The 15,425-nt window shown below is 47.9% G+C and carries 14 protein-coding genes; 5 read left to right on the top strand and 9 right to left on the bottom strand.

The annotated features are described in order from the left end of the window. Nucleotides 1-44: 44 nt before the first annotated feature. Both LACPH_RS05235 and LACPH_RS05230 read left to right on the top strand, forming a co-directional pair. Complete coding sequence (locus tag LACPH_RS05235; protein WP_274784711.1) at nt 45-791, top strand: hypothetical protein; 747 nt, start codon at nt 45-47, stop codon at nt 789-791. 9 nt (nt 792-800) lie between these two features. Next, complete coding sequence (locus LACPH_RS05230) at nt 801-1,370, top strand: branched-chain amino acid ABC transporter ATP-binding protein (RefSeq protein WP_306387431.1); 570 nt, start codon at nt 801-803, stop codon at nt 1,368-1,370. A gap of 106 nt (nt 1,371-1,476) precedes the next feature. Here LACPH_RS05230 and purB read toward each other — a convergent pair whose 3' ends face one another. The 8 genes from purB to LACPH_RS05190 all read right to left on the bottom strand — a co-directional run bounded on the left by purB (nt 1,477) and on the right by LACPH_RS05190 (nt 8,837). Then, nucleotides 1,477-2,772: an adenylosuccinate lyase gene (purB, locus tag LACPH_RS05225; RefSeq protein WP_274784709.1), complete on the bottom strand. Its 1,296-nt coding sequence runs from the start codon at nt 2,770-2,772 to the stop codon at nt 1,477-1,479. Nucleotides 2,773-2,885: 113 nt separating this feature from the next. Continuing rightward, nucleotides 2,886-3,995, bottom strand: coding sequence for an ATP-grasp domain-containing protein (locus tag LACPH_RS05220; RefSeq protein WP_047105929.1), 1,110 nt, complete (start codon nt 3,993-3,995; stop codon nt 2,886-2,888). A 20-nt stretch (nt 3,996-4,015) separates the two neighbouring features. Beyond that, on the bottom strand, nt 4,016-5,344 hold the full coding sequence (locus LACPH_RS05215) for a nucleobase:cation symporter-2 family protein (protein ID WP_025013166.1): 1,329 nt from the start codon (nt 5,342-5,344) through the stop codon (nt 4,016-4,018). A gap of 8 nt (nt 5,345-5,352) precedes the next feature. Next, a complete protein-coding gene (locus LACPH_RS05210; RefSeq protein WP_047106314.1) occupies nt 5,353-5,931 on the bottom strand; it encodes a xanthine phosphoribosyltransferase in 579 nt (192 codons plus the stop codon). Nucleotides 5,932-6,121: 190 nt separating this feature from the next. Continuing rightward, nucleotides 6,122-6,757 carry a glycoside hydrolase family 73 protein gene (locus LACPH_RS05205; RefSeq protein ID WP_025013168.1) on the bottom strand — a complete coding sequence of 212 codons (636 nt, stop codon included), beginning with the start codon at nt 6,755-6,757 and terminating at the stop codon, nt 6,122-6,124. 6 nt (nt 6,758-6,763) lie between these two features. Beyond that, complete coding sequence (locus LACPH_RS05200) at nt 6,764-7,249, bottom strand: GNAT family N-acetyltransferase (RefSeq protein WP_274784708.1); 486 nt, start codon at nt 7,247-7,249, stop codon at nt 6,764-6,766. 257 nt (nt 7,250-7,506) lie between these two features. Beyond that, nucleotides 7,507-7,707: a cold-shock protein gene (locus LACPH_RS05195; RefSeq protein WP_003566521.1), complete on the bottom strand. Its 201-nt coding sequence runs from the start codon at nt 7,705-7,707 to the stop codon at nt 7,507-7,509. Between the two features lie 164 nt (nt 7,708-7,871). Next, nucleotides 7,872-8,837, bottom strand: coding sequence for an aromatic acid exporter family protein (locus LACPH_RS05190; protein WP_010489006.1), 966 nt, complete (start codon nt 8,835-8,837; stop codon nt 7,872-7,874). A gap of 135 nt (nt 8,838-8,972) precedes the next feature. Between LACPH_RS05190 and LACPH_RS05185 the strand changes: the two genes are divergently transcribed. Both LACPH_RS05185 and LACPH_RS05180 read left to right on the top strand, forming a co-directional pair. Continuing rightward, complete coding sequence (locus tag LACPH_RS05185; RefSeq protein ID WP_274784707.1) at nt 8,973-9,611, top strand: YkyA family protein; 639 nt, start codon at nt 8,973-8,975, stop codon at nt 9,609-9,611. Nucleotides 9,612-9,658: 47 nt separating this feature from the next. Further along, entirely contained in the window at nt 9,659-10,588 is a 930-nt protein-coding gene (locus tag LACPH_RS05180) for a glycosyltransferase family 2 protein (RefSeq protein ID WP_274784706.1), read from the top strand. A 70-nt stretch (nt 10,589-10,658) separates the two neighbouring features. On the opposite strand, the gene LACPH_RS05175 is transcribed toward LACPH_RS05180, so the two are convergent. Further along, nucleotides 10,659-12,398, bottom strand: a complete 1,740-nt coding sequence (locus tag LACPH_RS05175; RefSeq protein WP_274784705.1) for a putative glycosyltransferase family protein — start codon at nt 12,396-12,398, stop codon at nt 10,659-10,661. A 266-nt stretch (nt 12,399-12,664) separates the two neighbouring features. On the opposite strand from LACPH_RS05175, the gene LACPH_RS05170 reads away from it, so the two are divergent. Beyond that, nucleotides 12,665-15,304 (top strand): YfhO family protein, encoded by a 2,640-nt coding sequence (locus LACPH_RS05170; RefSeq protein WP_274784704.1) that lies wholly within the window; start codon nt 12,665-12,667, stop codon nt 15,302-15,304. The last annotated feature ends 121 nt before the right edge of the window (nt 15,305-15,425 follow it).

Raw genomic sequence — 15,425 nt, 5'->3', positions numbered from 1 at the left:
TGTTCAAATTCTTTGCTTATACTGCTTATGAGGTGAACGGGTAGATGCATTTCTTTGAGCGAACGTTCTCGGGTTTCCGTTATCATCGCCGTTATTACATTGTGATGATGCTGCTGTCGGTTGCGTTCTGCTTGATCAGCATCATGCTGATGACAAGTGAAATGATCGATCAATCCGCACAAGGGGCATTTCTGCAGCGTCTTAATTCTTTTGGCGATCAAAATAAAGAAGCCATTCTGCTGAGTACGCAGGTTGGTCAGGCACATATCAAAATGGTTCAGTCTGCGCAATCATTGTTGAATCGGGTCATGATCCTCAATGGTATCTGCTGGCTGATCGGCACGGCTTGGCTATGGCATCATCGCCGCTCTGAAACCGACGCGCTTTATTTAGTAGGCAAAAGCAGTATGTCCATTGGCTTGCAGTATGCTTTTGAAGCTTTCTTTAGTTTCTGGATCAGTTTTATGATCAGTGTCTTTTTGATCATTCTGTTTAATGACCAATTGATCCAGTTTCTAACCAATGCGAACCGCTCCGTTTTTGGCCATCTGCTGCAGGAAGGCTATCAAAGTGTGGATATGAACCGGGCTTTTCGGCAATTATTTGCCCGTCACCTAACCGGATTTACTCGTGAAACTTTATTTTATTACGGCGGTAGAACTGATGACATCACCCAACCAACGGGCTTCCTAACAACTTTAGGTAGCGGAATGGCCGTGATTTTCATCACCACTCTGGGATTAGTGACCCCGCTTTCAATGATTCGCAAGCGGCGAGTCATGCCGCGTTAGGAGATTGCTATGTTATTTCGGTCAAAACAACTTGATGTGTATCGTGAGAATCTTGCGAAGCTCTTTGCACCCAAAACGATTCAGTATCTGTATGTGCCAGACGAGGAAGCACTGAACGACCTCCGTGATCAGTATATTAAGAATTTTGCGAGCGGCGGTTTGATGAAACAGCTTGCTTTTATCAGCAGCCGAGACACTGGCATTTTGGATTATCTCAGTGTCCGCAATAATCTGTACATCAATGGGCACAGCAAGAACACGGACTTTTTGCCGGAATGGCTGAATAACAACTCGCCAATCCTCGATCAGCCAGCTGCTACATTGGACACCATGCAACGGCTATACCTGCAATTTTATTGTGGCTTAGTGGGTAAAAAACGTTATTTGCTGCTAAGCGGCCGTGCTGAAGTGTTTGACCCACAAGTCACCCGTTCCTTTTTAACCGAAGCCAGTCGCGCCTTGCAGCAAACCGACAGTTGCCTGCTTGTCTTGACGACAGATCAATCACTATTAAGCGCCAATCCCCAAAATGCGTGGGAACAGCCACCGGTACTATCTTTAAACGCCATTGCCAAATAATCCGGCTCATTTAAACCTGTCACTTTAAGCAAAAACCGGCTCTAGACAAATTGCTGTCTAGAACCGGTTTTTTGGTCTTCACTCACCAAAACGTGCAGCGGGTAAGTTATGCTAACCCAACACGCTTGAATATTTCGTCAACATGCTTGAGGTGATAATGATAGTCAAAGGCGTCATCCAAATCGGCCTTGGACAGCCGACCCATGATTTCAGGATCTGCCTCGAGCAACGGCCGAAAATCACGATGCTCATCCCAGGCAACTGCCGTTTTTGGTTGAACCAGATCGTAGGCTTGCTCACGACTCAGACCACTTTCGATGAGTTTGAGCATGACCCGCTGACTATAAATCAAGCCGTGTGTCAAATTCATGTTTGCTTTCATCCGTTCTGGGAAGACGTCCAGATGATCAAGGATGCTGGTAAAGCGATGCAGGATATAATCCAGCAGACCGGTGGCATCCGGCAACATGATCCGTTCGGCACTGGAATGTGAAATATCACGCTCATGCCACAGTAAAACGTCTTCTAATGCTGGCGTTTCATAACCGCGGATGACACGGGCTAACCCTGAGACATTCTCTGAACCGATCGGATTACGCTTATGCGGCATTGCACTGGAACCCTTCTGACCTTTGTTGAAGTGTTCTTCGACCTCATGAACCTCGGTACGCTGCATATGTCGAATCTGCAAGGCAAAACGTTCAACTGATGTCGCAATCAATCCCAACGTCTGAATGTAATGCGCGTGCAGATCACGTGGCAACACCTGCGTCGAGATCTCCTGTGCGCGAATGCCCAGTTGCTTCGTCACGTAAGCTTCAACCGCTGGCGGCGTATTGGCAAACGTTCCCACGGCACCGCTAATCTTACCCGCTTCAACATCACTTGCGGCATCTTCAAATCGCCGAATATCCCGATTAAGCTCGGAGTACCAAGTGGCGACCACAAGACCAAATGTCGTTGGCTCAGCGTGAACACCATGCGTCCGCCCCATCATCACGGTATCTTTATGGGCCTTCGCCAATTTGGCCAAGCTCGCTTTTAAGGCATCCAGATCCGACCGCAGAATCTGATTAGCCTGCTTTAATAAGTATCCTTGCGCCGTGTCGACCACATCGGTACTGGTTAAGCCAAAATGAACCCATTTTTTCTCCGGTCCAAGGCTTTCGGAAACATCGCGGGTAAAGGCTACCACATCATGATGGGTCACGGCTTCGATTTCATGAATCCGATCAACATCGAATTTTGCATTGGCACGCAAGGCTTTGACATCGCTGGCTGGGATTTCTCCTAACTTAGACCAAGCTTCGGCCGCCAAAATTTCAACTTCCAGCCAAGCAGCATACCGGTTCTTTTCTGACCAAATTGCCGCCATCTCAGGGCGACTATAACGCGGAATCACAGGTTTTTTCCTCCTCTAAGGTGAGCACGACTTTTAAGATCCATGAGGTTCAGATCCATCCAATTAATAACCACTAACTGACCAATCCGAAAACTTATAGCTTGATAAAAACGTTACTGAATAACAAAATGTCCGGTTGCGTTAATACTGTCTTTGATTGCCTTCAAATCGCCAACGATTTCAATTTCACCGACTAACTCGCCACCGTTCGGATAGAAAGCGAAGCGCCAGTCAGGCTTGATTTGAATTTGCGTCAACACCGCGTCCATATCTTTTTGCCGGAGCGGAATGCCAACCCCGTCCTCAGCCAGTTCCAATTCCGGCAATGGCCAACCAAGAATGGCCCGCAGATGTAATTCGTATTCGGAAATGTCGCTGGTACTCTGCATGAGATGACCATACAACTTTGGCCCCGGATAAACCCGCTTGACGTACAGGGTGCCATTAGCCGCTAAGAAGAATTCAAGGCTAAAAATGCCGGTGTAGTCAAGTTTCTTGGCAATTTTCTCGGCAATGCGCCGAATTTCCACAATAACGGCCGGATCAACGTCAGCGCGCACCGATGAAGCTTTGAGCTGATGATGGTCAAAATAATTTTGGATGACCGGTCCGATTCGAATGGTCGTGCCGGCTTTTGCCACCATCACGGCCACCTCTTTGATATTTTGCAAATAGGCTTCCAAAATGTACGGACGTTGTTGCAACAGTTGCTTAGCGCGATCCACATCATCCGGTGTCGACAACAATAACTGCTGATCGACCCCCATCCCCTTTTGAATTGGCTTCAATAAGGCGGGATAGCCAATCGTATCAATCGCTTCATTGATATCGCCCGGCGTGATGACTTGGGTATAAGGCAAAATATTCATGTTGAGATCGTCAAGAAAGACTTTTTCCAGATAACGATCCTGCGTTACCGTCAAAATGTCGCTTCCTGAAGGCAATTGACTCGCGGTTGCTAACTCCGCTAAGATCGCGCCGTCCACATTCTCGTCGGTAAACGTCATCACCGTACTCATTTGCGTCAATTCTTTTAACGCAGTGCGATCATCCGACTTACCTACCAAGGGAATATCGGCTTTTTCAAGCGCAATATCGGTTTGCGTGGGTGCCAAAACCACAGTACGCATGCCCATCAGACTGGCGGTATCAGCCATGCGAAAAGCTGAAACTCCGCCGCCGATGATGCCAATAGTGGCTCCTGGACTAATAAATTGCGTCACATTTGTTCCTCGCTTTGACTTTATTTATCTGAATCATTTTCGTTTAAACCGCGATCAATCGGCATCTCCGGTGTCCGACTAGGTGAATTGAAAATCCAGTTCAACAACACGGCACTCAAGCTGGTCATCAAAATCCCCGACCCGAAAAGCAGTTGAATGGTCTTCGGCAAAAACTGGACGATATGCGGCTGAACAGTCACCCCTAAGCCTAGACCGATCGAGATCGCGGCAACCAACAGATTTTTATCATTTTCAAAATCAACCTGTTGCAGCATCCGGATGCCTTGAACCGCCACCATGCCAAACATCACTAGCATCGCGCCACCAAGAACCGGCGCCGGAATGATCGTGGCCAGCGCACCGATTTTTGGTAACAGGCCCAAAATAACTAGGAAAATTGCCGAATAGATGACCGGTTTTCGCGTTTTAATCCCTGAAAGCTGCACCAAGCCGACGTTTTGCGAGAAGGTCGTGTACGGGAAGGTGTTAAACAAACCGCCTAGCATGACTGCCAAGCCCTCTGCGCGATAGCCACGTTTCAGATCGTCCGCTTCGATTTTCCGTCCGACAATATCCCCTAAAGCAAAGAAAACGCCAGTACTCTCAACCATCGACGTCATTGAAATCAAAATCATCGTGACGATCGAGCTCCATTCAAAATGTGGTACCCCAAAATAAAATGGCGTCGGCACGTGAAACCAACTAGCCTCAACGACCGGTTGGAAACTAACCAACCCGAAAAAACCGGCTAACACGGTACCAGCAATCAAGCCGACCAGAATGGCAATAGAGTGCAAAAAGCCTCGGCCCCAAACGTTAATGGCCAGAATCAGTAAGACAGTGAACGTGCCGACCAGGAGATTCGTCATATTGCCGAAATCTTTAGCTGTTGTGGAACCCCCACCAAGATTCTGGAAGGCGACCGGAATTAACGATAACCCGATAACCGTAATCAATGAACCAGTCACCAGCGGCGGAAACAAAAAGCGCAGTTTTGAAAACGCCCCGCCAATCAGAAAGACAAACAAACCAGCAACGATAATGGCACCGTACATCGTCTGAAAGTTGAATTTCTGTCCGATCATGATTAACGGTGCCACGGCTTGCACCGCACAGCCTAAAACAACCGGTAATTTAATACCAAAATATTTATTGCCAAATACCTGTAAAGCAGTGGCAATGCCACACATAAAAATATCAATCGAAACCAGATAAGTCATCTGCTCTGAAGTAAAGTGCAAAGAGGCACCAATCAGAATCGGCACCAACACCGACCCCGAATACATGGCTAACAGATGTTGCAGCCCAAGTGCCGCGGCTTTTGGATTGGAAATGCTTTTACTTTTCATGTTTAGGCTTAGTCCTCCGGTGCAAAAATGACGTGGCCATCTTCAAACGCACTAATTCTTGCCAAAGATTCAACCCGGACATGCTTATCATCCAGCAGCTTGCGGCCTTTCTGGAAGGTTTTTTCGATGACAATCCCGACACCACTCAATGTTGCGCCAGCTTGGGCAATGATCTCCATCAACCCTTCAACCGCTTGGCCATTCGCCAAAAAATCATCAATAATCAGCACATTGTCGTCCGCGGAAAGGAACTTGCGGGAAATTGCAATTTCATTGGAAGTCTTTTTGGTAAATGAATAAACCGTGGCAGTGTACAGATGATCCTTTAAGGTCAGACTCTTGTGCTTGCGGGCAAACACAAGCGGCTTGTGAAACTCCATCGCCGTTGCAATCGCAGGGGCAATGCCGGAACTTTCAACAGTAAGGATTTTGGTGATCGGCTCATTGCTGAAACGCCGGTAAAATTCCTTACCCAGATCGGCCATTAAATCAGGATCGACTTGATGATTCAGGAAGTTATCCACCTTCAACACATCTGTTCCGATAACTTGGCCATCCTTTTTGATCCGGTCTTCCAGTAATTTCACCACAAGCACTCCTTCTATTTGTAAATTTTCAACAAGCTTACCATAAAAAACGCTGTGGAACAATACAGCTTCAGCGATTCCCGAACGAGACAAGTAGCCGCTTTCACGACCATAAGAGAACAAAACCCCTGTGATTTGGGGTTATTAAAGCCAAACAACAGGGATTGTGTCATCATTAAAATACGAACATTCAGCTGTCATATTGCGTCAGATTCCAAGTTTCAATCAGATGAATCAACTTTTGCGGATAATCAGGATCGGTCGCATACCCATCTGTCTGCAGAGCCGATGCTGCCGATTTGTAATCCTTGGCCGCGCGCACGGTCGCGTATTGTTGCGGATTCCAGTCAGTCCCGTTAACAAATAATAGCGCGTGATCACGGATTGATGCCGTATCATCGCTGTATACCCGAAACCGGCCATCAACCGTAATCCACTTATCATTGACATATTCTTTGGTTCGTAGCACCTTGGTGTTCGCAGGATCCGTTCCTTTAATGCCGAACAGATTGTGATAATCTTTGGCCAATGTGCTTGTTCCCCAGTCGGATTCGAGAATAGCCTGTGCCAACGTAATACTGGTCAAAACGCCATACTGTTTCTGCATGGCCTGTGCTGTCGGTGCCAGTCGCTTGATAAAGGCCTCTTTCTTCGCCTTTTCAGCGGCTTTTTTATCGATACTGGCCTGCTGTTGTGAAACTTCCGCTTGACGCTGTGACCAATATGAACCGACCACCAACGTTGCCCCGACTGCAAAAAACGCCAGAACGAGCCAAGCGGCCAGCGGAATCTTTTTCAATGTAAAACGTCGGCGCTTTTTCGCCAATGGCCTTTACCCCTTCGTCTCATCTTCGCGTGTCAATAACAATTTACGCCGCAAAACCAGCATATCCTGTAACTTCAATCCGTCAGCATAAACAGGCTGGCTGTATTGGTCAAAAAAATGTTTCCGAATCGAATCCAACCGAAACCCGCGTCGCATGTAGAAGCGGAGATTATCAAAATCGACATCGCCGGTGCCCACCAAAATCTCCTGATACTGCTGAGTGGCATACACCAAGCCCACGTGCCGCAATAATCCGGACGCAATGCCTTGACGGCGGCGCGCAGACGCGACCGCGAGATTTTTCAATTCAACCGTCTGCTCATCGACTGGAACAACCATCGCGACGCCGACCGGCACCTGATCATCAAGCGCGGCAAAAAGTGTCCCTGTACTTAAATAGCGACTAAGCATGGCGGGATCTTCATCCCCCACCAATAGGAGATCTAAATATTGAATCCTTGCCTCAGGTGCCACTTCTTCAAATTTTAACATCGCGCCCCAGCCTCCATTAGCCCTATCCAAAGATGATGATTTTGTTATAGATTAGTTTACCATGGACCAATGGCTCTGATGTTACGAAACATTGTTTTTTTACGAAAAGCTAGAGAATCAGCTCAGGCCATAACGCGTTCGCCAGCCCAGAAACCTGCGCCCAAGGCCACTTACACTCCGATTTCTAAGCGCTCCTGTTCGCGCTCAACAAATAAAAACCGGCTGCATCGAATGCAGTCGGTCAATGGTTTCTTTAATTAGTCTTTGTTAACGTTAACCGCTTGTGGGCCGCGATCGCTGTCTTCGACTTCAAACGTTACCGCTTGGCCTTCTTCGAGGGTTTTGTAACCGTCGCCTTGGATAGCTGAGAAGTGAACGAAAACATCGCTGCCATCTTCCCGTGTGATAAAGCCGTAACCCTTTTCAGCGTTGAACCATTTAACTGTGCCGTGTTCCATGAGAACATTCCTCCTTGCGTCATTTGACGCATGATAATATCGTGTATTTCTGTTTGGTACAAGTGGAAGAAAGTTCTGAAACCATGCAACCACGACCATTCAAAAAGTACATGTTTAGTCTACCATCACGGTAAAATCGTCGCAAGTGTCAGCACTTTCAGAAATCAATTTTGCGAGGAAATAATGTGATTGAAATTGCGCTTTAACTGTAATAAACGAGAGAAGTCTTCCAGAAAATAAAATAAACGGGCGCGGCTTTCAAACGATGCACGATCAGTCGGCAGCGGTGAAGCCGCGAAGTTGCGCTGAATCTTTTTGACCATCGTAACTAGTTGCGTCGCCGGATTATCTTCATTCAACACACTAGCTGTCATCGACAAGGCATCGCTGATCACAGCCGCCTGCAAAACCGGCGTCTCGATTCGATCCAGGCTATCCTGCATTTGGCGTAACAGTTCATATTGATTGGCTCGCATCTCGAAGTAAGCTTGGTAATAGTCATTTTCCGACCACAATTGATTGTCACTGTGCCGATTTGCCCAAGCCACTGCTGCATCCAGCGTCATTTTCAAATCCGATAAATTCGCCCAGTTATCGGCACTTTTAAGATGCTCCGGCCCCAACTGTTGACTCATATGATCGATGATTTCCCGCATTTCCGCTTCGACCTGCGCTTGAAATTCCGTGATTTTGGCTTCCAGACTCGGCATAAACAGATTTGCCACAAGCGCAACGCCGGCACCGACCGCCAGCAACAAAAGTTCATTGCGAATCCAGAACCAGCTGCAACTTTTGGCCATCATAAAATGCGTGACCAACACGGCCGTCATCACAATGCCGCTTTGCACTTCAAACACGTTGGTTAGTGGGATGAAGATTAAAAGGAAAACGCCAAACGCCAGCGCATTGTACCCCAGAACCAAGAATGCCCCGATCGCAATGACAAAGCCCAACACAGTTGCCAGCAGTCGGTAGGCAACCAGCCTGAACGATGCTTTGGTGGTATTCTGAACCGACAGAATCGTAATGATACCGGCAGCTGTCCAATATTCAAGATGTAAGGCATAAGCAATGAGCATCGCAACCGCTGTTCCCACCGCTGTTTTAACCGTTCGCATACCGATATGCATAAGCAATTCCTCCATTTGCCTTTAGTTTATCATACGTTGTTTTGTTATTAGCGTGATTGCTTCTAAGCCCGCTCACCATGTAGCCTCTAGTAATTCTTTTGTTGTTACGCTACCATAGAAAAAGAGGACTGAGACATGAAAAAATTACTGCCATTATTAGCCGTGCTAGCCTTTCTTTTTGTTGGGTGTTCGGCCACTTTAAATCAAAAAAAGCAATTGCTGACAACGACGCAGACTGTGCAAACCCAAGTGCAGCAGGAACAGCAAGCGTTGCAGGTCATCGGCTCGACGGTGAATGATTTTCCGTCCACCTTTGAGAAGGCATACCAAGATGACCCGTCGGCAGATCTAAAAAATGACGATGGAGCGGTCAGAAAATTGTTGGATAAGCGCGCCGCAGCGTTTAAATCATTGGAAGCGGCGAACACAGCGCTGACTGATGCCAATAATACCTTGACCAAACTCAATAACCAGCCGTCTGAAGACATGCCCCAAGCGCCGCTGAGCAAGGTGCTGACCAGTCTCAAGCTGGCCAAACTCGATCACAAAACCCTGGTTAGTTATTATCGGGAAATGTTGAGTGCCGAGGACGATTTTTTCGCGGCCACGGCTGGTAGTGACGTCTCGCAGGCGGATTTGGAAACCCAAATCTCACAACTTAATCAATATTACAGTTCACTGAATCAACAAATTGATGTCATGACCGCTAACCTGACAACAGTGACGAGTCAGAATGCCAAGTTAACTAAGGCGGTCAAAACGATGCACGACTGATGTTGACACATCACCATAACGCATTCACTTTCCGAGGAGGCTTCTTCATGCCGCAAAGCGTGGCAATTATTATTCCCTGTCATAATGAATCCGAAAATGTTCCCTTGATCTACCAAGCTTTAATGAAAACTTTTCAAACCGACCTGACTCAGTTGGAGCCGCAAATCTGGTATGTCAACGATGGCTCGACTGACGACACGCTCGCTCAAGTCCAGCACCTGCAAGATAGCGATGCGCAAGTGCACTACATTGATCTATCGCGGTCATTTGGTAAGGAAGCCGCCATGTACGCCGGTTTGGTCACAGCAAAAGCTGATTATTATGCCGTGATGGACGCTGACCTGCAAGATCCGCCAGCCATGTTGCCGGATATGTACGCTGCCCTTCAGGAAGGTTATGACATGGCCGGTGCCCAGCGGACAGATCGTTCCGGTGAAGCGCCAGTACGGTCATTCTTTTCCAATCTCTTCTATAAATTCATCAATCGCGTCTCCCAGACCCAGATTGTTCCGGGTGCCCGTGATTTTCGGCTCATGACGCGCCAAGTGGTTGATGCGATTGTACATATGACCGAACGTAATCGGTTTTCGAAGGGACTTTTCAGTTGGGTTGGCTTTAAAACCAAGTACCTTCCCTACCAGAATATCGAACGTCAACATGGTGAAACTAGTTGGTCGTTTACTGGCCTTTTGCGTTACGCCATCGATGGGATTATTGATTTTTCCGATGCCCCGCTGACCTTTGTTTCGATGATCGGCATTATTAGCTTTTTAGGTGCGTTTGCGGCCTTGGTATTTATCGTCATTCGGGCGGCGCTCTATGGCGATCCGACAGCAGGCTGGCCGTCGATGGTCTCGATTTTCCTCATGATCGGCGGCATTCAACTATTCGCGCTGGGTATTGTGGGTCGTTACATCGGCCGGATCTATATCGAAACCAAGCAACGCCCGATTTTTATTGCCCGTAAAATCAAATAAAACCGGCATGCAGACTTTTCAGCTAGTTAAGCGCAAAAGTCTGACACACCGGTACATTGACCATAACGCACTACTTCGGATCTTCGGAAGTGGTGCTTTTTTCAGGATCAAAATTGCGAATCGCGACAAAGATCCAGCTCAGGAAAAATATAATGGCAGCTGCCAAGGAAAGCCATCCAGTAACATGTTGCAATCGCGTGCCGGTATAGACGACCCGCACCCGGTGACTGCCAGCCGGCGCCGTGATGGTCAGGAGGGCATTTTTACCTTGGGCCCGATACGGAACGACTTTCCCATCGACGGTGACGTTATAGCCGACATAGGCAAACTTAGGTAATTGCAAGACAACCGATCGCGGGCTGGTGTAGCCAAAGCGTAAATCGTTATAATGCTGGGTCAACGGGGTCAAGCGTTGAAGTTTATGTGACGGCAAAACCACGGCTTGATCTTTCTTGAAAAAGGTAGTGGGATCAAATTGCTTCGGTGCATACTCCGACCCGCCGCCAGTCGCATCGCCATAGTAGCCGGCAGCATTTTTGTCTGTCACCCGATAAGTATTGGCGTTCATCATGGTCGTATTAATCGTCGCGGCATAGCTAAACCCAACCACACAGGCTGCCAAGACCATCCCCCATGCAAAACGTTGCGGATGCACTTTTTCCGCCACCAACAAAGCCACAGCCAGACTCAGGAATAAAGTCGTTAGCTCCAAGTATCGCCACGGAAACTGAATCGTGCCTAAAACGGTCTTCCGAAACAGTGACCATGGAAAAAGATTAGTGCTTAAGAAGATGGTGACAAAACCCAGTCCTGCCGCTACTTTGACAGAACGGCTTAACTTAGGCCACCAGAGCGCTAAACCGATCGCAATACCTAGCATCAAAACGCCCATCCCCGGACGGAACGTCTGATTCACGTTTTGCATGTTGCTGGTGGAAGCATACATGCTCAATGAATTTTGAAACAAGTCGCCCAGGCTGTATTGCAGGTAATTGAGCCAAATCGTTGCGGATTCGGCAAGTTTAAGCGGCAAATGTTGCGAAATCTCCAACATAGGCAGGTAGCTGCCCACCCCCATCAATAGGGAGCTGATCGCCGCATATGCCGTATACCACACCATTCGCCACGAAACGCATCTTAATGCCACCAACACCAGGAACCCGCCAACCAGAAACTCGAGCACCATTACGAGCGACAACATGTGCGCGTACATCAAGCCGGTCACGCCAAAGGCCAATAAGAACCAGTTGTCCGACTGCTTTATATAGATCAGGTACATTCCGGCTGTAATGATCGGCAAAAAAATAAAGGCAAGATTTTCACCAAGTGCCCCACGAACAAAGGCATCCAGCATCCGATAGACCGCGGTTGTATACACGACGCTGAAAACGAATGCCGCAAGCGGACGGCGGCGAATTTTCAGAAAACTGGCGTAGGCCGCCAGCACCGTCACCACCAAAATCAGCGTTTGATAACCATAGTAGGCGCTGACAACCCCGAGTCCGGCTAACCGCAGCCAAACATACGGGAGCAACATCAAGGACGGATAAAAGGCATCAAAAGCATAGCCAAAATGGCGAACTTCTTCAGGAAAAACCTTCGGAAAATACGCGCCATGCTGGACACTGGTAACGTAACTTTCCATGCGGCGCAATTGCGGCATCGTGTCGTCTTGGTGGAAAATATAGGACAGATGCAGCTGCGGCCACTGTACCAATAACACCAAAGCAACTGCCAACATCGGCAGCAGCCAGATCGCATTTGTTTTTAAAAATTTCCTGATGTCTGAACTTCTTGTTTGTATCGCCATAAAAGCCCTCCAAACGATGATCATCGCGCACGTTCTCTTAATATTGTAACAATAACGGCAACAACGGGCGAAGTGAATTTTAAAGAATCATCAAGACTTGCAACTTAAAACGTTTTCATGCTGTTTCGGCTGCTGCACCTGGCCAGTCCCGCGTTATGATTAAGTTAATATTTAAACTTAGCTTATTTTTTATTCAGCGCGGTTTTTGCTATCATATTAATTATTAACGACTAACCGATTGCTTTTCAAAGGAGTCTTGCCCGGATATGTTGCATTTCAAAAAAACCAAAACCTGGCCGCTACTGCTTGTGAGTTTTGCGCTGACCTTTATCATCAGTCTCTGCGTTTTTGCCGCTTTAAAAATGGCGCCATTTGGCTCATCGTCCATTCTCGCCAATGATTCGGCAGTGCAATACATCGACTTTTTTACTTATTTAAAACACGCATTGGCCGGAACCGCAGGCAAGGCGTATTCCTTTTCGAACAGTCTTGGCGGTGGCATGTATGCTAACTGGACTTACTACTTACTGAGTCCGTTTAACCTGATCTTTGTTCTTGTTTCCCGGCACGCGTTACCAGTTGCCATGTTGTTTGTGACGGCGCTTAAATACAGCGCTGCTGCGGCAACAGCTCAGTGCTATGCCAGTCATCATGCCGGCGCCCGCTGGTACACGTTGGTCTTCAGTATCAGCTATGGCTTGTCCGGCTTTTTGGTCGCCAACTTTCTTAACATCATGTGGATGGACGGCGTGATTCTACTGCCATTAGTGGTCTTGGGCATTGATCGGCTGTTTGAAACCCATCGGATCATGCCGTATGTCGTGCCGCTCAGTCTTAGTTTTATAACGAATTATTACATCGGCTTCATGATCGCCATTTTTGCGGTTTTATATTTTGGTTGGCGTTGGGCGATCCACCATCAAACCCACCTACTCCGCAAAATCGGCCTATTTGCTGGCGGTTCGTTACTAAGCGGGATGCTTGCTGCCGTGGTACTCATTCCGACTTACTTCGCCTTGGCTGCTTCACGGCTATCAAGTGCCGGTGCGGATTTCAGTGTGAAGGCACTTTATTCCTTGCTCGACTTGCCTTCTAAGTTTATCCCCGGGAGTTTTAATTTCGACCAGCTCTCCAACGGTCTGCCGAATCTTTACTTGGGGATGATTGCGTTGCTTGGAGCAGTTTGCTACTTTTTAGCAGCGTCGATTCCAGTCCGCGAACGACTCATCTCTGGCGGCTTGACCTTGCTTCTGATTCTGTCGATTTGGCTGAATCCGCTTGTGCTGATCTGGCAAGGCTTCCGGGCCCCGGTCTGGTATCTTTACCGCCATTCGTTCATCGTAATCTTCTGGCTGCTTGTGCTGAGTCTGCGTGGATTCGCCCATCTACCATCCGTCTCCCGCTTCCGCCTCGGTATGGCCAGCATTACGACGGCAGGCTGCTTACTGATCCCAACGATTCTAAGAATGGCCACCCATAAATACGTGACCGTACTCAACCTCACCCTCGGCGGCGTCTTTTTGCTAGTTGCCGCGCTCTTGCTTTATAGCATCCGCAGTCGGCTGCTACCGCAAAAATGGCTGGTCAGCGGCATCGTGATCTTGCTTGTTTTAGACATGGGCACCAATGCATTCACGAGTCTAAAAGCGATTAGCTTCGTGCCTGCAGCAGACTTTACCGTCACCAGCAAGTTTCTCCAAGCCGGTTATGACGATGCTAAAAAACTCGGATCAGGCAGCTTTTACCGAATGAATGCCGATAGCCAACGCTCCATGGATGACCCGTATCAATATAATTTTAACGGCATCAGCACCTTTTCTTCAGTACTCAACACCAGCACGATCAACACCTTAACCAATGTAGGCGCCATTGGATCAGCTGGTCGCGTTAAAAACAATGACCTCACTTGGCCGTTGGAAAGTCTGCTAGGCGTCAAACAGCTATTGATCGTTAACACGCAAAGCAAGAAAACCGGGACAAAAGCCTATCAGCAAGTTGCCTCCCGAATTATTTCCAACCCGCGCTATGACTTATCGGCTTATAAGCTCGTGGGCCACAATGACTACTTCAATATTTATCAAAATCCCGATGCCCTGCCGGTAGCCACCCAGATTTACCGGAAAATCCCAACTCAGGTTCAGGCCAACCCAGTGCTGCAGCAAAATGCGTATTTTGAAACGCTGTCGCCTCAAGCCAACCAGACAATGCTGACAACCAGCGACTTTTCCGGCATCAGTGTCGACAATGTCAAGCCGCTCACGACCCTGACGAACGCTGTTGCGACCAAAGTCAACAAGAAAAATGCAGCTTCGATTACGTTAATGGTCAACCCGACCAGCGAACAGCAATATCTGGTTATGGGTGAAAACATGCGCAAGAACATGGCAATCAGTATCAACAACATTCCGGTTAAAAATGACCCCGACACTGGCAGCAAAACAGTTTCAATGCCGATCAACAGCACCAAACCAACCACGATCACGTTGACGTTTAACCGTGGCCTCAATCAAATTGATCTCGATCACTTTGCGTTATACACGCTCAATCGAACCGCGTTTAAACAAACGATTGCCACAGCCAAGCAAAAAGCTCCGAAACAACGCATTCAAAATGGCCGAGTTACCCTGACAACCAAGGCAAACAACAGTGGTTATATCATGCTGACCATTCCTTACGAAAAAGGCTGGCAAGTTAATTCTAAGAACGTCACCTTGCAAAACTACCGCGGATTCATCGGCCTCAAAGTCCCCACTAGCCGTTCGACGTTCACCTTAACCTATCACACGCCTGGTATCACCCAAGGCTGGTGGCTGACCATTATCGGCGTTCTGGTGGCTATTGGTGTCACCGTCTATGAATATTGGCCAAGCAACCGGCGCCATTTGAAGCAGACAAAACGGATTTGATCGTCGTGAGTTCGTTTATCGACCAACGTAGAGGCTTGGCCTTTGCCTTGCTAGAAACGACTTCAAGCTGATAAATCTAGCTATACCTAATTTAAATAAAAATAATAGTAACCCATGATTT

The sequence above is a fragment of the Lacticaseibacillus parahuelsenbergensis genome (assembly GCF_030770265.1).
GTDB classification, from domain to species: Bacteria; Bacillota; Bacilli; order Lactobacillales; family Lactobacillaceae; genus Lacticaseibacillus; species Lacticaseibacillus casei.
The sequence above is the reverse complement of the archived record's forward strand: the minus strand, read 5'-3'. Positions and strand labels throughout refer to the sequence as shown.

Bases quoted from the DNA above. Each gene is read 5' to 3' on its own strand.
- LACPH_RS05235 (WP_274784711.1), top strand. From the start codon at position 45: ATGCATTTCTTTGAGCGAACGTTCTCGGGTTTCCGTTATCATCGCCGT.
- LACPH_RS05230 (WP_306387431.1), top strand. From the start codon at position 801: ATGTTATTTCGGTCAAAACAACTTGATGTGTATCGTGAGAATCTTGCG.
- LACPH_RS05215 (WP_025013166.1), bottom strand. From the start codon at position 5,344: ATGAAAAGTAAAAGCATTTCCAATCCAAAAGCCGCGGCACTTGGGCTG.
- LACPH_RS05200 (WP_274784708.1), bottom strand. From the start codon at position 7,249: ATGTTAAAATTTGAAGAAGTGGCACCTGAGGCAAGGATTCAATATTTA.
- LACPH_RS05195 (WP_003566521.1), bottom strand. From the start codon at position 7,707: ATGGAACACGGCACAGTTAAATGGTTCAACGCTGAAAAGGGTTACGGC.
- LACPH_RS05190 (WP_010489006.1), bottom strand. From the start codon at position 8,837: ATGCATATCGGTATGCGAACGGTTAAAACAGCGGTGGGAACAGCGGTT.
- LACPH_RS05185 (WP_274784707.1), top strand. From the start codon at position 8,973: ATGAAAAAATTACTGCCATTATTAGCCGTGCTAGCCTTTCTTTTTGTT.
- LACPH_RS05180 (WP_274784706.1), top strand. From the start codon at position 9,659: ATGCCGCAAAGCGTGGCAATTATTATTCCCTGTCATAATGAATCCGAA.
- LACPH_RS05175 (WP_274784705.1), bottom strand. From the start codon at position 12,398: ATGGCGATACAAACAAGAAGTTCAGACATCAGGAAATTTTTAAAAACA.
- LACPH_RS05170 (WP_274784704.1), top strand. From the start codon at position 12,665: ATGTTGCATTTCAAAAAAACCAAAACCTGGCCGCTACTGCTTGTGAGT.